The following is a 17,362-nucleotide window of genomic DNA, read 5'->3' on the forward strand; positions in this document are numbered from 1 at the left end:
ATTAAATTCCTCTTTTACGATTCAATAATATTCGAAACTAACGTATTTAAATCATTTTCCGCTTGTAAAATTCTCTGTTTTTCCTTTTCAAATACCTCTTCTTCTTTTTGAAATGACTCTTTTCGATTGTTAATCATGCGCTCCATTTCTTTTTTACTCGGTCCACCGTATACATTTCTTTTTTGTATAAAAGCTTCTGGTGATACAATTTCTTCCCACTCTTTTTCTAATAATTTTATTTTAAATTTTTCTTGTAAGTATATATTTACATCTTTTACATGTAATTCATGCAGCTCTTTTTTTTGCTCCAATGACATATTCGCAATAACACTCGCTGCATGATGCGCATGCCGAAATGGAATGCTATAGTTTTTTGTTAAAACATCTGCGAAATCAGTTATCGTAATTGCATGTTTATAAGAACGACTCTTCAACGTTTCTTCTTCTACTTTCATCGTTCGAATAACTGCATTCATAATACAAAAAACACGAATGGTCTTTTCAATCCCTTTATATAAATACGGCTGCAGGTCATCTTCCGTATCGACAATATCACCAAATGGAGTATTATGAATCATTTGAAATACTGTAAATGCTTCTCCTAAAGCACTACTCGTAATCGCACGGGCGTGTTCAATGGAAACTGGATTTCGCTTTTGCGGCATAATGCTACTTATTTGTACATATGGCTTTGCGACAGTAATACCATCATATTCTTTCGTCGCTAATAGTAAGAAATCATGGATCCATCTACTCGTATTCGTCATAATTACCATAAGTAACGAGCTAACTTCTAATAAATAATCCGCTCCAGCAACAGCATCATATGAGTTCTCAATTACATTTGTAAACCCAAGTAAATTGGCAACTCGCTCTCGTTTAATTGGGAAACTTGTTGTAGAAAGAGCGGCAGCTCCCATTGGAGATTGGTTTAAAAGTTTGTACGTTCGTTTCATTCGTTCTAAATCTCTTTGCATCGTATCATAAATCGCTAACGTATAATGACCAAATGTTGTGGGCTGTGCTGGTTGTGTATGTGTATAAGCTGGCATAATCGTTTCCTTATGATCATCGGCAAGTTGTAATATACTTTCTTGCAATAATAAATGATGTTCCATTAATCGTAATACATATCTTCTTAAACTCATGCGATACATCGTTACACCCATATCATTTCTACTTCTACCAATATGCATATTACTTACAAAATCGCTTTTCGCTTCTTGAGAAATTAAATGTTCCACTAAAAAAAAGAGATCTTCATGCCGCTCTGTATAGAGCAATTGCTCTTCTGGAATTCCCTCTACCTTTTTTAATGCGTGTAGTATAACTTTAGCTTCTTCCTTTTTCATTAAATTTTCTTCAGTCAGCATCGTGATATGCGCTTTATGCACTTGAAACATATCTTTCAATAAGTAATTTCGCTGAAAATGAAATACATGTTGTAATACGCAATCTACATATGTTTTTCCAGGGAAATCAGCGCCTTCACTCTTTATAAACTCTTCTTTACTTTGTTTCATCACCTTTTCCCCTCTCACCTAAGTATTACTACCCATCATACCCAGAGATAGGAAAAAAGTGCTTGTACATAAAGTGAAACTTTAATCAGTGGGGGTTTTCTTCATCCCCCACTGATTATTAGTTGAACCAATCGGACTTTTAGGGGCAGTTGATCCCCCACCTAACTTCTTTGCTTTCGCTGAATTTTGAGGTGGGGGTCTTACTGCCCATTAAAGCGGGATAAAAATAAACTCGGTGCTCTCTGCACCGAGTTTACTTAATAAAAGTCGCATCATACTTATCACTTTGCAGCACTTGGAAATGTAAGTTCGCTAAATGTTTCCGTATTTCTGCACTGTCGTCCTCATTTAAATTATTTGCTAAAAACACTATTTCTGTACAATTCCCGCGTTTATCCATCGCATAAACTGCTTTTGTAACTGTCCATGGCGTATAGCCATTTTTTTGCCCTGCATGTCTAAATGTTTTACGATATTTTTTAGCACTCATATCTGTTTCAACGATATTCGCCCACACTTTTTCTTCGGCTTCTGTTAGGCCACCTTTATGATTTGCCTTTTGAAGCAGTACCATATAATCGTTTGCAGAAGCTGCTGGTAATCGATCTGACCAAATTTTATCGTAACGTTCCTCTAAATAAAGAGGAATTTCCTTCTGTAATAATGGCCCCTTCTTCTTTAAGCGTTCATGTATAATCATCGCATATTCACGATATTGCTCTTGAGACATCTCTTTTAACTTTTTCTCTATTTTATATTTCGGAACATGTAATTCTTTATGCAAATATCCAGGGATGTATAAAGATGAAACAATCGGAAATAGCGGCTGATGTGCTGGAAGCGATAAACTTTGTAAATTACGATTAATATTATCTAATCCTAACACTTCCATCAAATATTCAGCATTCGCATTCGAACTAAACTTAACCATTCCTTTTGCCACTTCTTCTAAAGAAACTGCCCCTTCTGTTATCTTGTCTGTCTTTTGCAAATACCTTTGCCATCTATCTTGTGCACCGCCATCTGTATTCGGCACATAATAACGATTTATATCATTAATGGAAACGAAACTAGACGGATCAATTTTCCCTTCCGTAACTTGTTTCGTATATTCAAGCGCCACAATTAACTTCATCGTACTAGCAACTGGCAATACAACATTTGGATTTACAGAATAAACAACTTTATCATTTCTCTTCACGAGAAGCGCACTATTTTTTTCATCTTTATGTTCTTCAATAAAGGATGCGATATACTGTGCATCATCATTATTTGAACTCCACACTTTTTTCACTAAAAAATTACCCGATATTAGCAAAACGAAAATACCCACAATCACTGCGCATACTATAGTTTTTTTCAAGTAAAATTCCTCTCCTATTGTATAACTCTTCTCTATCTATCTCCATTATTTTAACTTGTATTCTCCTATTATGTCTACGTCATAATTTTCACGAAGTCTTCGAGAAATTTTTTATAATGTAATGACCAACCAATTCGCACCCAATTCTTTAAGGATTTTGCATCAGGTTGAGGACGAAAATCAGCAATACTTTCTCCTTTTGCAATCCCTACTGTATCTACATCGACACGGCGGTATACATAGTCCAAAATAGACGGATTTGCCGCAACCATCATTGTGACAACGTCATGCACTGGACTTCCTTTTATTTTCGGATTTAACTTTTTATACGCTTTATAATAATACGTAAAAATCGGTTCAATTAATTTATTAAAATTCGTTTTAGAGTGTTTCGTAATATATTTCACCATTTCTGGCGTAATAATTGCTTCAGATGTAACGTTAAGTGGCACTAATGTCACATTCTTGGCATTTTGCATAACTAATTGTGACGCAATCGGATCACCATGAAAATTCGCCTCTGCGACTGGTGTAACATTTCCAGGCATTAAGAAAGAACCACCCATTATATAATATTCTTTCACATACTTCATCATCGGCTTTTCTAAAATAAATGCTGTCGCTAGTGTCGTTGACCTACCAGCATCAACAATGATTAATTCTCCTTTATACTTTTCAAGAATATCAAAAAAAGCACAAAAAGGTTTTATATTTGGTGAAAAAGCTTTTGGAGGTTTAATTGGCCCTAAACCGTCTGCCCCATGAATTTCTGGATAATACGTTGTAACATCTCCGGATAAAGGAATTTTCGCACCATTAATAACAGGTATATCTTCCCGCCCTGCCATTTGTAGCAAATATGCTGCATTACTTGTCGCCTTTTCTTGTGTTACATTTCCATATCCGGTTACAACACCAACAATATCAATATCAGGATGCATAATTCCGTACATGATGGCTAAAGAGTCATCAATTCCTGGGTCTCCCAAAAATAATACTTTTTTCATCGACCTCAACTCCATCCCCTCAATTGTTATTAATTTATGAATAACCTTACATATACAGAATAAAAAAGAATAAATTCACACAAAAAAACGTAGTCCTCTATAAGGACTACGTTCTTCCTCTAACCTATACTGTTTTTCTTCACAGCACTCATACTTCCAATGATATAAGCTATAAACGCAAAACAAATTGGGAAGACAACTGTATGTATACCGAACGGATTTGGATAGAAAAGATGAATACACATATATGAGCCTACCCCAACTAAAATAGAGGCAAGCGCTCCTGTTGCATTTCCTTTTCTCCAATATAACCCTAATACGATTGGCCAAATGAATGCTGCTTCTAACCCACCGAAAGAAAATAAATTTAACCATATTAAAAAATCTGGTGGTTTAATTGCTGCTGCATAAACGAGCAGCCCTACGATACCAGTAATCCACAAACTTCCTTTTCTAATCGTACTGTCTGCCGCATCTTTATTTATGTAATTTACGTATATGTCTTTAATAATTGATGAACTTACAAGTAACAATAACGAGTTTACTGTAGACATAATTGCTGCCATTGGCGCAGCTAAGAAAACTCCAGCTAGCCAAGGTGGCAACACTTCCATCGCGAGTAGCGGCATGACTTTATCCGGTACCGTTATACCCGGAAGTACGACTCGCGCAAATACACCTGTTAAATGCATACCAATCATAATTGTACCTACAACAACCGTTCCAATTATTAACGCTTGGTGCATAGCTTTTGAATTTTTATAAGACATGGCACGCACGCTAATTTGCGGTAACCCAACAACACCAATTCCAATTAAAATCCAAAATGATGTCACATATGATTTCGTTAAACTACCATCCGCTCCGAATGGTGTAATTAAATTTGGATTGATTTGAATAAGCTCCTGCATAATCTTTTCAATTCCACCACCAGCAATGACAGTAGCAATTAAAATGATTGTCGTTCCAACTAACATAATGATTCCTAATAACGTATCTGATAAAGCAACTGCACGAAATCCACCAATTAATACGTACACAAGTACAGAAAAAGTAAATAAAAATAGTGCTGTTGTATAAGATAGACCCGTTAGTGATTCAATTAATCGGCCACCACCGACCCATTGAGCTACTGTTGCTGAAAATAAGAAGATAATAATACATAACGCAGAAAGTATAACAACTGCTTTATTATTGTATCTTCCCTTTAAATAATCGATAAGAGTAATGGCTTCCATCTTCCTAGCGATAATTGCAAACTTTTTACCGATAACCGTTAAAACGATATACCCTGTTACAACTTGAATCGCAGATAATAATACCCATCCGAGGCCCATATTGTACGCAATACCTGGACCACCAATAAAGCTACTAGCACTACCGTACGTAGCAATCATTGTCATCGCTAATAATAAACCGCCAAGTTCACGCCCACCAAGAAAATATTCTTGTAAAAATTTATTATTAGCAGTCGCTTGTACGCGTCTTGAAGCATATACACCAATTAAAAATACAACGATAAACGAAATTATCATTGGAATGATTACATACCAATTCATCTATTATTCCTCACTTTTTTCTTCCTCATCGAGTGAAATATCTTGAAATACAAAACGAACAACTAAACTAAGTAAAATAACCATAACGATAAATCCAACGATACAGCTATAAAAAAACCATGCTGGAAAACCGAATACATATGTATATTCACTTGGATTTTTACTACCAAGCCCATAAGCAAATCCGTACCATATTATAAAATTGATAATAGCAAGTCCAAGACCAATTAACGCTTCTCTATGGGCAATTCGAAAGCGTGGATCATCATGATAATTCTTCATTTTCTCCCTCCTCTCACGATGTATTATTGTACCATTGTTCTTCTAGTTTTTCCTACTAGAAAGCAAAAACAAGCAGGATTTTTTATAATCATATAGAAGTTTCTCTTACATTACATATTTTTTACAATTGTAACACAAATGAAATTTGAATTTTCAGTATTTGTTAATTATGATTAAAATTAGAGGCTTTCCATCTAGTTCCCACATCCTTGATTTCGGAATAAACGCCGTCTCGTACTGCGTTTACATTATATTTTCAAGGGGGTTATACAATGAGTCAACTAGCTGTAAATCTTCATGAAAAGGTAGAAAAGTTTCTTCAAGGTACAAAAAAGTTATATGTGAATGGATCTTTCATCGAAAGCGCTTCCGGAAAAACATTTAAAACACCTAACCCAGCAACCGGCGAAACACTTGCCGTCGTTTCTGAGGCTGGTCGAGAAGATATTCATAAAGCTGTCGTTGCAGCTCGCATGGCTTTCGACGATGGTCCTTGGTCTCGCATGAGCACTGCTGAGCGAAGCCGTCTTATGTACAAGTTAGCTGATTTAATGGAAGAACATAAAGAAGAGCTCGCACAGCTCGAAACATTAGATAACGGAAAGCCAATCCGTGAAACAATGGCAGCAGACATACCACTTGCAATTGAACATATGCGCTATTATGCTGGCTGGGCTACGAAAATCGTTGGTCAAACAATTCCTGTTTCTGGTAATTACTTTAACTATACACGCCATGAGGCTGTTGGTGTCGTCGGTCAAATTATTCCTTGGAACTTCCCACTTCTTATGGCAATGTGGAAAATGGGAGCAGCGCTTGCTACAGGATGTACAATCGTTTTAAAACCTGCAGAGCAAACTCCACTATCCGCTCTATACTTAGCTGAATTAATTGAAGAAGCTGGATTCCCGAAAGGTGTTATTAATATCGTTCCTGGATTCGGTGAATCAGCTGGACAAGCTCTCGTTAATCATCCACTCGTTGATAAAATTGCATTTACTGGTTCTACTCCAGTCGGTAAACAAATTATGCGACAAGCATCTGAATCATTAAAACGCGTTACACTTGAGTTAGGCGGTAAATCACCAAATATCATCTTGCCAGATGCTGATTTATCTCGCGCGATTCCTGGTGCACTTTCTGGTGTTATGTTTAACCAAGGACAAGTATGCTCTGCTGGATCACGCTTATTTGTTCCGAAGAAAATGTATGATAATGTCATGGCTGATCTCGTCCTCTATTCTAAAAAACTAAATCAAGGTGTCGGTCTTAACCCTGAAACAACAATCGGTCCTCTCGTTTCCGAAGAACAACAAAAACGTGTAATGGGCTACATTGAAAAAGGGATTGAAGAAGGCGCTGAAGTACTTTGCGGAGGAGGCAATCCATTCGATCAAGGCTACTTCGTTTCTCCTACAGTATTCGCTGACGTAAATGACGAAATGACCATCGCAAAAGAAGAAATTTTCGGTCCAGTTATTTCTGCAATACCTTTTAACGATATTGATGAAGTAATTGAACGTGCAAATAAATCACAATTCGGCTTAGCGGCTGGTGTGTGGACAGAAAATGTTAAAACAGCACATTATGTTGCAAGTAAAGTACGTGCTGGTACAGTATGGGTAAACTGTTATAACGTCTTTGATGCAGCATCTCCATTCGGAGGATTTAAACAATCTGGTCTTGGTCGTGAAATGGGATCTTACGCATTAAATAACTATACAGAAGTGAAGAGTGTTTGGCTCAACTTAAATTAACGAAAAAAGAACCTGGCCTATCCGGTCAGGTTCTTTTCATTATGTATTCATTTAAACTTGCAATCCCCCGCTCACATTTAATACTTCTCCTGTAATATAGGATGCGTACTCTGATGCTAAAAAGGCCGCTGCGTTCGCAATATCTTCTGGCGTTCCAATTCTACCAACCGGAATCGCGCCAACCATCTTTTCTTTCACTTTATCTGGTATCGTTTTTGTCATATCTGTATCCATAAATCCTGGGCAAATCGCGTTACACGTAATGCCGAAACTTCCAACTTCTTTCGCTGCCGTTTTCGTTAAACCTACAACGCCTGCCTTCGTAGCCGCATAATTCGCTTGACCTATGTTTCCTTCTCTACTAATTGAAGATATATTAATAATGCGTCCATACCCTTGTTGTCTCATGTAAAGAAGTGCTGGCTGCATACAATAAAAAACACCTGTTAAATTTACTTGCAGTACTTGTTCCCATTCCGGTTTCTCCATTTTATGTAACATAGCATCTCGCGTAATTCCTGCATTATTTACTAAAATGTGCAGTGTACCAAATGTTTGGACAGCGTATTCAATTAAGGACTTCGCATCATTTTGATTACTCACATCACAACGATACTGCTTCACTTCATATCCTTCATCTGATAACTCACGTGTCGTTTTTTGTAGCTTCTCTTCATTTACATCGCTAATTAATACTTTAGCCCCTAGTTTTGCATAAACCCTTGCAATCTCTTTTCCAATTCCCTGTGCAGCTCCTGTTACTACAGCTGTTTTCCCATTTAAAAACTCCATCCCTATCCCCCCATTTCTATTACTTATACTGTATATTTCGGCTCTTTGCTTCCCAATTCCTCTTTGTATAAAAAAGTCTATTTGTGTCAAACTAACTTTGCAACGTCGCATAAAACACAAGGAGATTGTGTCGAATGAACAAAAAAATTTCAAGCAAAACAAAGCTGCTGATGGCATTGATGTTGAGTTCTCTCGTGAACTCGCTGACCACAATGACTTAGAAGCGAACGCACGTGCAAATGCCGCTGATGCACGTCAAAAACGCCAGTCAATAGAGAAATAAGGAACGCACAACCTTATTCTTTTCAACAGGGACCTACTACCCAATAAAATAAACCGAGAGATATCCTCTCGGTTTATTTTCTATATTTTTTTATATAATGTGCCAAAGTAAGTAGCGGATATATATATGCATAGCTATGATAACGAATATAAAACCCACCTGGTAAACCTGTTCCGGTAGGATAGTGTTCATTATCATCAGGATTCGCAAGCAAATATGAAATACCTTTTCGAATAGCTGGTGTTTCTTCATCATGGTAAGAAATGAGAGCATCTAACGCCCATGCTGTTTGGGATGGTGTACTAAATGGTAAAGTAACGAACCTTTTTTCCACGCTACTGTGGCACGATTCCCCCCACCCACCATCTTCATGCTGTATATGTTCCAGCCATAAAGCTGCTCTTTTCATTGATGGATTGCTAGATGGAATTCCGAGTGACCGTAAACCAGTCATAACAGCCCACGTACCATATATATAACAAATCCCCCATTTCCCATACCATGATCCATTTTCCTCTTGCACATTCAATAACCAATTTATCGCACTTTGTTTTTGTTTCTCAGGCAATTCATTTTGCGCGTATGTCCCGAAAAGCTCTAACACTCTTCCTGTAATATCTGGTGTGGAAGGATCTGTAATCATATCGCTTGCATTTTCGATTGGTAAATTTGCTAATAAATTGCTCGTCACACCTTTTTCAAACGCTCCCCAGCCACCATCATTATTTTGTAATCCTTTAACCCAATTGACCCCTTTCTTCCAAGCATTCTCTACATTTTCGTTCCCTCTACTTCTTGCCAACGCTCTTAGCACAGCTGTTGTATCATCGACATCTGGAATTGTCGTATTCACATCCGAAAAACCCCAACCGCCTGGAGTCAGCGCCGGAGCATGTACGCTCCAATCAGCTTTTTTTGTATGCTGTTTTTTTAATACATACGCTGCTGCATGTTGAATCATCTTATTATCTTTCGAAGCGTGGGCCTCTTGTAACGTATAGCTGAGTAAAGCCGTATCCCATACAGTTGAAGGAGAATTTTGCAAATGATTCCCTCTTTCCATCTTCCATATATAAGATGTTATCCCTGCTATAGCTTTTTGAATCATTGATGATTGAAGAGAATGTCCTAACGCGAGTAAAGCATAAATCATATAAAATGAGGCAGTTGCGTAACTATATAACGTTCCATTTTCATCGATACGCTCTTTCATAAAACGTTCGACTTCCTCATATCCTTTATGGTGTAAAGAAAGTGGATACGATATGATTTGTTTTACATCACTTAATAACGTTTGAAACAACGGAGACCGCTCCTCCCGAAACCATTTCCCGCCCCCGCCTGCGATATGATTTAAATTTGGCAGTAACTTTTTTCCTACTCGAAATCTTTTATTTAAACACACCATCATCGGAATTAAATGGATACGCGCTGAGCTACTCAATTCAAATATACTGAGGGGTGAATCATTTTGCAGAAACATAATCGGTGTTGGCAAATGAAAGAGCGAAGGGTATTCATATTCTCCATGAATTGCTAATAAAAACTTCGTCATAAAATGAGCACGCGCCACGCCTCCACGTTCCTTAATAAACATTTCGGCTCGCCTCATATTCGCATCTTCTTTTGTATATTTTTTTGAAGCTAGTAAGGCAGCATAAGATTGAATTGTAGCAGATAAATTGCCACCCACTTCATCTTCATACAATTTCCATGTTCCTTCATTTGTTTGAAGTGATGCTAATCTTTTTACAAACGGTTCTATCTCTTTATCTCTACCTAATAATTTTAATAAAAAAATCATATGGCAATCTGTTAATGGTGCTCCTTCAAAGCAAAACTGCCACGTACCATCTTGCCGTTGCATCGTTTGAAGTGCAGTTGTTCTTCTCGCTATTTCTTCATGCACTTTTTCATATAATAACAAGTTACTCACCCACCCTTTCGAAATCCGTATAACGATATTCAAAAAGGTAGCTAAATATGTATGAAAACAAAGAAAAACAGAACATATAAAATGTTCTGCTCATAAGCAATATCCCACTCCGACAATAATCCCTACTAAAGCACCGACTACTACTTCATACGGTGTATGCCCGACAAGTTCATTTAACTTCTTATATTCTGTTTGTCTACCGTGAAAGAACTCATTCAATATTTTCGCTTGTTTACTAACTGCAAGTCTTACTCCTGAAGCATCATACATAACAATTATTGCAAAGATAGCAGCAATAGCAAATAAGGTACTTTCCACACCTTCTACAACGCCAACACCTGTCGCAAGTGCTGTAACAGTTGAAGCATGAGAACTCGGCATCCCACCTGAAGCGAAAAACTTTGCAAAATCAAATTCACCCGTTTTGAATAATTTAAAGACTACTTTCGTTAATTGTGCTAGAAACCATGAAATTACAGCGGCCATAAGCGGATCATTATGTAAAATTGTTTCCACGTTCTCAGCTCCCTACTGACTATAATGGAAATCTATATAGTATCAGTATAAAGAAAAATGCGTAGAAAATACTACGCATTATGATACTTTTGCTGATTTATTTTTTATAAATTTCGGTTGTTTCTGCACTAAAAACTTTGTTTTCGCTATTGAAAACACAAATAATGCAACCCATATACAGAAAAATGCCATCATATGAGTAGATGTGAAATGTTCACCAAATACGAATACACCTAAAATTAAACTAATCGTTGGTGCAATATATTGTAAAAATCCTACCATATAAAGCGGAATAAGTTGTGCTCCTTTTGCAAAATAAAAAAGTGGTAAAGCTGTAACAATGCCCGCTCCTATTAATAGTAACGTCGATGACATGGAAATAGATCCAAATGAACCGAATCCATGCGCTCCTGTCATAACGAGATAGATAATCGCAAACGGCGTCACTAACATCGTTTCCATCGTAAGACCAATTGTCGCATCATAGTTTAACAATTTTTTTGTTAATCCGTATAATCCAAATGAAAAGGCAAGTGATAAAGAAACCCACGGAATAGATCCGAAACGGACTGTTAAAATGATAACCCCTATTCCAGCTAAACCAACTGCAACATATTGCCAAAAGTTTAACTTTTCCTTTAAAACGACTGTACCAAGTAAAATACTAATAAGCGGATTAATATAATATCCAAGACTTGCTTCAATGACATGATTATGATTAACGGCCCATATGTAGACAAACCAGTTTCCGCTAATCAAGACTGAAGCTATTGTTAATGACATTAATAATTTAGGTCGTTTAAAAAGATTCACGAACTCCCCAATAAACTGACGAAACCTCTTCGTAACACCTAACACAAGTAACATAAAAACGAACGCCCAAACGATGCGGTGTGCTAATATTTCATCTGCTGGAACTTCCTCAACCCATTTCCAATAGATTGGTAGGATTCCCCACATCGTATAAGCACCAGCCGCATATATAATTCCTTTTTTTTGCTGTGCTGATTGACTCCCCATCTTCCCTTTTCTCCTCTTCTCATTTTTCTCCATTATACGGTCCCGCATGCTCACTTTACCAATAATCAATCTGCAATTCTTTCGACATTTCTCATACAGCAAAAAGTAAACATACTGTTATAACGACAAGTAACGGTATACCGAAAACAAATTTCTTTTTATGTGTTTTATGGTGAAACATATACATACCAATCCAAGCACCAACTGCGCCTCCAGCTACCGCTGATAAAAACAACGTACTTTCTGGCGTTCTCCACTGTTTCTTCTTCGCTTTTCGTTTATCAAGCCCCATAAGGCTAAAAGCTATAACGTTAATAATAATAAAATAAATCCATTTCATCGCTTTCTCTCCCTATGAAAAATTCGCTTAATGGTAACATGAAAAAACGATGGAAACAACTGAAGAACACTTTTTATTAATTAGTTACCTTTATATTTAAATAACCAACTAAAATCGCAGTTACAGCAATTAAATAGAAAGATATTATGAGCAGAATCTTATATTGCATTCCCTTCATCCACTACCATATCATCGAAAAAACTTCTCTCAATCTCTTTTTCATCGAAATGAAGAACTACAATTAGTCCTACATATAAAGAAACGAAATTTAGAAACCATTCCCCATTATCATCTTTCTTAGCTAAACATTTAAATATCTCTTGAAATTGCATACGTTCATCTGCAACAACAACCGGGCGCACACCAAAATATTTCAATACGAAATGTAGGTTCAGCTGCACGGATAATGATAAAATATATTTTAATATCTCCTTATACTCCGCACTATCTTTTTGACTATACAACTTCACAAGCTTTTGATGTAAAGTAGAAATCGATAATTCTTCGTTAGTCACTTTAGTTGCTTCTATCGTTTCAATCATCTTTTTCATATTCATTACATTCACCCCTTCTGCAAAAAAACAAAAGCCAAAGCGTATTTATTTTATAATCAGCAATAATTGAGTATTTCTCATCTCTCGTTCTTCTTCACTAACCAAATCATACTTTTTTAAAAGATGAAAGATATCATTTAATATTTCCTGTGAATGATTCCCTCGCAAAAATACCTTTAACTCTTTAAAAATCACTTCCGGTAAAAAACTCTTTTGACTTTCAAGTTTATTCATTACATCTTCCATAGAATGATTGATATTACACGCCATACTAAACTTCCCCCTCTATCCTTTATAAATAATATCCTCCGCTAACGATGTAAACACTTCTCCTACAAGAGACTCTTCATCATATACAGATGAACCGTTATTTTCTTCTCGTTTTGCAAAAGGTATTTGTGCAATCACTTCTGTTTGCAATTGTTCTGCAAGCATTTCGCCGCCACCTTTTCCGAAGAGATAATTTTTCGATCCATCTTGTTCTTCATAATAAGCCATATTTTCTACAATCCCTAAAATTTCGTGTTTCGTATATTTTGCCATAACACCTACTCTAGATGCTACGAATGAAGCTACGTTGTGTGGTGTTGTAACGATAATTTCTTGCGCCTGCGGGATCATTGCTGCAACATCAATAGCTACATCTCCTGTGCCAGGCGGTAAATCAAGAAGTAAATAATCTAATTCTCCCCAGTGCGTATTCGCAAGGAAATTTTGAATCCATTTATTTAACATCGGTCCGCGCCACATAACCGGGTTATTTCCTTCTGCAAAAAATCCCATCGACATAATTTTAACACCGTGACTTACAACCGGAATTGCCGTTTGATCAATCATCGTCGGTTTTTGATTCGTTTCCATCATAGCCGGAATGCTAAAACCATATATATCTGCATCTAATATCCCCACTTTTTTTCCCATACGAGCTAAAGCAGTTGCAAGGTTAATTGTCACTGTTGATTTTCCAACTCCACCTTTACCGCTCGTTACAGTAATAAATCGTACCCCTGAATCAAGGCGAAGCATGCTCGGCATTCCAGTTTCTGTTCTACTATTTTTCTTTAACTTCTCTGTTAGCGCAGCTCGTTCTTCTTGTGTCATAGAACCAAATGTCAAATCTACTTTAGATGCACCAATTGCCTGAAGAGACTCTTCCACATCTTGTTGAATTTTTGCCTTTAATGGACAACCTTGAATCGTTAGCACTACTTCAAGTTTAACCTCTGTTCCATTCATTTGTATATTTCTAACCATATTTAATTCTACAATACTTTTGTGTAACTCCGGATCCTCTACATGTTTTAATGCGTTCATTATTTGTTCTTGAGTAATCATAGAACTCATCCCTTCTCGTATTCGAATTTATATACAACATCTTCTTGGCGAAAAAGCTTATTATCCCCCACTAACGGGCGGGATTAATGCGACTATATCTCCAGCTTTTATCATCTCTTCATCCGTTACAAATTCTTCATTAACAGCCACCATCACTCTATCAAGCGATTGTAAGCAATAGCTTGCTTTGAGCCATTCTTTTAATTGCTGCACTGTCATTTCTTGTTTTTCTGAAATTATTAATTGATCCGATCCGATTTCCTCACGCAAATTTGCGAACAATAAAATTGTAATCATCTTCTCATTCTTCCTTCTTCGGTTTTCCTTCTGGATATGCCGTATTTTCAAGTTGATCTCCAAACCACATCGTCCCATCTTCCCAAAATTCTTTTTTCCAAATTGGGACGATTTGTTTTATACGTTCAATCGCGTATTCATTCGCTTCATACGCTACTTTACGATGCGGTGATGAAACTGCAATAACGACCGCAATATCCATGATTTCTAGCCGCCCTACACGGTGCTTAATTGCTACTTTTGCGTCCGGCCATTTTCCGTTAATTTCTTCACCAATTTTTGTAAGTTGTTTTACTGCCATCGGTTTATATGCTTCATACTCTAAATGTAACGTTCGTTTTCCTTTTGTTAATTCTCTCACCGTACCAATAAATGTTGTAATTGCACCTGCTTCTCTTCTTGCGACTTTATTCGTTACTTCTTCAACTACAATCGGTATATCTACAATCTCAAATAGCGCTTGTCCCATTAGAAACACCTCTCACTTTATAAAATGCCCAAGGCCATTCACTACCTTCGTTATCTTCCAGCAAAAGAACATCTACGAACATATCTTTTTTATAACCTCTCGTACCACCTGGAAGTACAATAAATATATTTGTCTCTGCTAGAGAAGAAACCGAGCTAGATTTATCAAACCCTGACGGATAAGCGATTAATTGCCCTTCGTTATATGTCAGTTTTGCTCGCACAAATCTGGTAAATGGATTTGGTTTTAGAAAATCTTCTCCTAATAACGCTTTTTCTCTTTTTACATGTGCTTTTTCACTAAACATATACGTCCGAATACAAGGTCTTACAAATAATTCAAATCCTACGTAACAAGCAGATGGATTTCCTGATAAACCAAATAATAACTTGCCATTTAATTGTGCTACAGTCGTAACACTACCTGGCCGCATTGCAACTTTATTGAAAAGAACCGATGCACCTAACTTTTCGTAAATAGCTGGTAAATAATCGTAATCCCCTACTGATACACCACCTGTTGTAATGAGCATATCCACTTGGCTTAACGCTTCTTTTACAGCTGTGAAGCATGTATGAAACTCATCGCTAAACTTCCCAAAATATTTTACTCTTCCGCCCGCTCTTCGAATTTGAGACAATATCATATACGTATTACTATTTCGGATTTTCCCTGGCTGTAATGAATCATTTACATCCAGTAATTCACTACCAGTCGCTAACAATCCAATTACAGGCTTTCTTGCCACTGGTACCTCACTATATCCAAACGTAGCAAGAAGAGCTGAAATACCTGGATGAATGTATGATCCTTTTTTTGCAAGAACCGTTCCTTTACGAGCATCTTCACCTTGAAAAGAAATATTGTCACCCGTTTTGAATGATCGCTTCACTTCCATATAATTGTTGCCAGCTTCCTCATATTGACGAGTCAGCTCTAACATAACAACCGCATCACACCCATTCGGAATTTGCGCTCCCGTCATAATTCGAACCGCTTGAAACGGCCCTACTTTCTCGTGAAATATTGATCCCGCACCAATTTCACCAATTACTTCAAACACAATTGGTGTTTCATAACTTGCTACATTCGTATCTTCTGCTCTAATAGCAAATCCGTCATACGGTGAACGATTGAATGAAGGTACGTCATGGTCAGCTATTAAATCCTCCGCTAATATACGTCCGTAAGCTAATTCAATAGGTAGTAACTCCTTTAATCCCTCATTAGCAAATCCCATTACTTTACGAACAGCTTCTTCAACCGTAATTGGCACTCTTCTTTCCATTATTGACAACCCTTTCTATTAACCGAATACGCGATAATATAATTGTTTCGCTTTCGAAATATCATTTGTACCATGAATGAAAACACGACCATCTCGAAAAATAACGACGCGGTAATCATCTAGTTGGCAAGATAGTAAATACGGATTCCGATCTACTTCCCCCAATTTTTTTAATACTTTTTCTATATCGTCAAAATCGTACTTCCTATTTTCTACCGGCCTAATTTGCACTGTATTTCTTCCGCATAAAACAGCCACCTTCGTTTGGTTTTCGTATGATAAATAAGGATAAGTTCGATTCAAACCGCACGAGGGGCAATCTTCTGTTTTGATTTTCCCTAGTTTTATAAAATGGTTTTGATTACTCCATATATCAAACATGAAAAATGTTTTTCTAATTGCTGAGAAATCTCCGACTAAAATTTTGAGTGCTTCCGCCACTTGATATGCTGCAACGATTTGAACAGTCGGGCTAATAATTCCAGCGGTATCACATGTCACACCTGTAACAGGAACGTTCTTCAGCACACAATGTAAACACGGTGTCTCTTGCGGAATAACCGTATAACTCATACCGTACGATCCAACGCAAGAACCATATACCCATGGAATATTATGTTTTTGTGATAAATCATTGATTACAAATCGAATATCAAAATTATCTGTTGCATCAATTATTACATCTACATTTTTTAATAGCTCTTCCATATTTTCTGCAACTGCATCCATTACGAAAGCATGCATTTGTACTTCCGAATTAATTTGTTCTAGCCGGTCTTTAGCAGCAATTGCTTTCGGCATTTTCTTTCTCGCATCTTGTTCAGAGTACAATTGTTGCCTTTGTAAATTACTCCATTCAACGTAGTCACGATCGATAATCGTCAACTTGCCAATACCTGCACGTACGAAACTTTCGGCACTTGCACTTCCTAATGCGCCTGCTCCTACAATTAACACATGTTTATTCCGAATTTTTTCTTGCCCTCTACTCCCAATTGGTTTGAACAACTGTTGTCGTGAATACCGCTCAGCCATTACATA

At 37.0% G+C, this 17,362-nt stretch carries 19 protein-coding genes; 2 read left to right on the forward strand and 17 right to left on the reverse strand.

Annotated elements, in window-relative coordinates; translation table 11 throughout:
• Positions 1 to 14: 14 nt before the first annotated feature.
• The 5 genes from argH to AC1DMU_RS12110 form a co-directional block, all read right to left on the reverse strand.
• Positions 15 to 1,541: an argininosuccinate lyase gene (gene argH, locus AC1DMU_RS12090; RefSeq protein ID WP_097889893.1), complete on the reverse strand. Its 1,527-nt coding sequence runs from the start codon at positions 1,539 to 1,541 to the stop codon at positions 15 to 17.
• A 235-nt stretch (positions 1,542 to 1,776) separates the two neighbouring features.
• Positions 1,777 to 2,886, reverse strand: a complete 1,110-nt coding sequence (locus AC1DMU_RS12095; protein WP_087982182.1) for a serine hydrolase — start codon at positions 2,884 to 2,886, stop codon at positions 1,777 to 1,779.
• A gap of 74 nt (positions 2,887 to 2,960) precedes the next feature.
• Positions 2,961 to 3,893, reverse strand: coding sequence for a nucleoside hydrolase (locus AC1DMU_RS12100; RefSeq protein WP_088064157.1), 933 nt, complete (start codon positions 3,891 to 3,893; stop codon positions 2,961 to 2,963).
• Positions 3,894 to 4,012: 119 nt separating this feature from the next.
• Complete coding sequence (gene panF / locus AC1DMU_RS12105) at positions 4,013 to 5,452, reverse strand: sodium/pantothenate symporter (RefSeq protein ID WP_001104842.1); 1,440 nt, start codon at positions 5,450 to 5,452, stop codon at positions 4,013 to 4,015.
• A gap of 3 nt (positions 5,453 to 5,455) precedes the next feature.
• Complete coding sequence (locus AC1DMU_RS12110; RefSeq protein ID WP_000800722.1) at positions 5,456 to 5,734, reverse strand: YhdT family protein; 279 nt, start codon at positions 5,732 to 5,734, stop codon at positions 5,456 to 5,458.
• A gap of 272 nt (positions 5,735 to 6,006) precedes the next feature.
• Here AC1DMU_RS12110 and dhaS point away from each other — a divergent pair, with 272 nt between their 5' ends.
• Complete coding sequence (gene dhaS / locus AC1DMU_RS12115; protein ID WP_088064158.1) at positions 6,007 to 7,491, forward strand: aldehyde dehydrogenase DhaS; 1,485 nt, start codon at positions 6,007 to 6,009, stop codon at positions 7,489 to 7,491.
• 51 nt (positions 7,492 to 7,542) lie between these two features.
• Here the strand turns inward: dhaS and fabG are convergent, their stop codons facing one another.
• Entirely contained in the window at positions 7,543 to 8,283 is a 741-nt protein-coding gene (gene fabG / locus AC1DMU_RS12120) for a 3-oxoacyl-ACP reductase FabG (protein ID WP_000395032.1), read from the reverse strand.
• 127 nt (positions 8,284 to 8,410) lie between these two features.
• Here fabG and AC1DMU_RS12125 point away from each other — a divergent pair, with 127 nt between their 5' ends.
• Positions 8,411 to 8,566, forward strand: coding sequence for a YfhD family protein (locus AC1DMU_RS12125; protein ID WP_142291794.1), 156 nt, complete (start codon positions 8,411 to 8,413; stop codon positions 8,564 to 8,566).
• Positions 8,567 to 8,639: 73 nt separating this feature from the next.
• Here AC1DMU_RS12125 and AC1DMU_RS12130 read toward each other — a convergent pair whose 3' ends face one another.
• The 11 genes from AC1DMU_RS12130 to AC1DMU_RS12180 all read right to left on the reverse strand — a co-directional run bounded on the left by AC1DMU_RS12130 (position 8,640) and on the right by AC1DMU_RS12180 (position 17,356).
• Positions 8,640 to 10,493, reverse strand: a complete 1,854-nt coding sequence (locus AC1DMU_RS12130; RefSeq protein WP_088064160.1) for a terpene cyclase/mutase family protein — start codon at positions 10,491 to 10,493, stop codon at positions 8,640 to 8,642.
• Between the two features lie 99 nt (positions 10,494 to 10,592).
• Positions 10,593 to 11,018 (reverse strand): divergent PAP2 family protein, encoded by a 426-nt coding sequence (locus AC1DMU_RS12135; RefSeq protein ID WP_000447816.1) that lies wholly within the window; start codon positions 11,016 to 11,018, stop codon positions 10,593 to 10,595.
• Between the two features lie 78 nt (positions 11,019 to 11,096).
• The gene (rarD, locus tag AC1DMU_RS12140; protein ID WP_000535553.1) at positions 11,097 to 12,038 is read right to left on the reverse strand and encodes an EamA family transporter RarD; all 942 of its coding nucleotides are present in this window, start codon (positions 12,036 to 12,038) and stop codon (positions 11,097 to 11,099) included.
• Between the two features lie 91 nt (positions 12,039 to 12,129).
• Positions 12,130 to 12,378, reverse strand: coding sequence for a DUF1294 domain-containing protein (locus AC1DMU_RS12145; RefSeq protein ID WP_000871331.1), 249 nt, complete (start codon positions 12,376 to 12,378; stop codon positions 12,130 to 12,132).
• Between the two features lie 158 nt (positions 12,379 to 12,536).
• Entirely contained in the window at positions 12,537 to 12,935 is a 399-nt protein-coding gene (locus tag AC1DMU_RS12150; protein ID WP_075311544.1) for a hypothetical protein, read from the reverse strand.
• A 42-nt stretch (positions 12,936 to 12,977) separates the two neighbouring features.
• A complete protein-coding gene (locus tag AC1DMU_RS12155) occupies positions 12,978 to 13,202 on the reverse strand; it encodes a group-specific protein (protein ID WP_088064161.1) in 225 nt (74 codons plus the stop codon).
• Positions 13,203 to 13,217: 15 nt separating this feature from the next.
• A complete protein-coding gene (locus AC1DMU_RS12160; RefSeq protein ID WP_088064162.1) occupies positions 13,218 to 14,267 on the reverse strand; it encodes a P-loop NTPase in 1,050 nt (349 codons plus the stop codon).
• 60 nt (positions 14,268 to 14,327) lie between these two features.
• The gene (gene moaD / locus AC1DMU_RS12165) at positions 14,328 to 14,564 is read right to left on the reverse strand and encodes a molybdopterin converting factor subunit 1 (RefSeq protein ID WP_087982170.1); all 237 of its coding nucleotides are present in this window, start codon (positions 14,562 to 14,564) and stop codon (positions 14,328 to 14,330) included.
• 4 nt (positions 14,565 to 14,568) lie between these two features.
• Positions 14,569 to 15,033, reverse strand: a complete 465-nt coding sequence (gene moaE / locus AC1DMU_RS12170; RefSeq protein ID WP_088064163.1) for a molybdopterin synthase catalytic subunit MoaE — start codon at positions 15,031 to 15,033, stop codon at positions 14,569 to 14,571.
• Complete coding sequence (moeA, locus tag AC1DMU_RS12175; RefSeq protein WP_088064164.1) at positions 15,014 to 16,321, reverse strand: molybdopterin molybdotransferase MoeA; 1,308 nt, start codon at positions 16,319 to 16,321, stop codon at positions 15,014 to 15,016. Before moeA ends, moaE begins: the two co-directional genes overlap by 20 nt.
• Before the next feature lie 18 nt (positions 16,322 to 16,339).
• Positions 16,340 to 17,356 carry a molybdopterin-synthase adenylyltransferase MoeB gene (locus tag AC1DMU_RS12180; RefSeq protein ID WP_088064165.1) on the reverse strand — a complete coding sequence of 339 codons (1,017 nt, stop codon included), beginning with the start codon at positions 17,354 to 17,356 and terminating at the stop codon, positions 16,340 to 16,342.
• Positions 17,357 to 17,362: the final 6 nt, after the last annotated feature.

The sequence above is a fragment of the Bacillus sp. 01N45 genome (assembly GCF_056399205.1).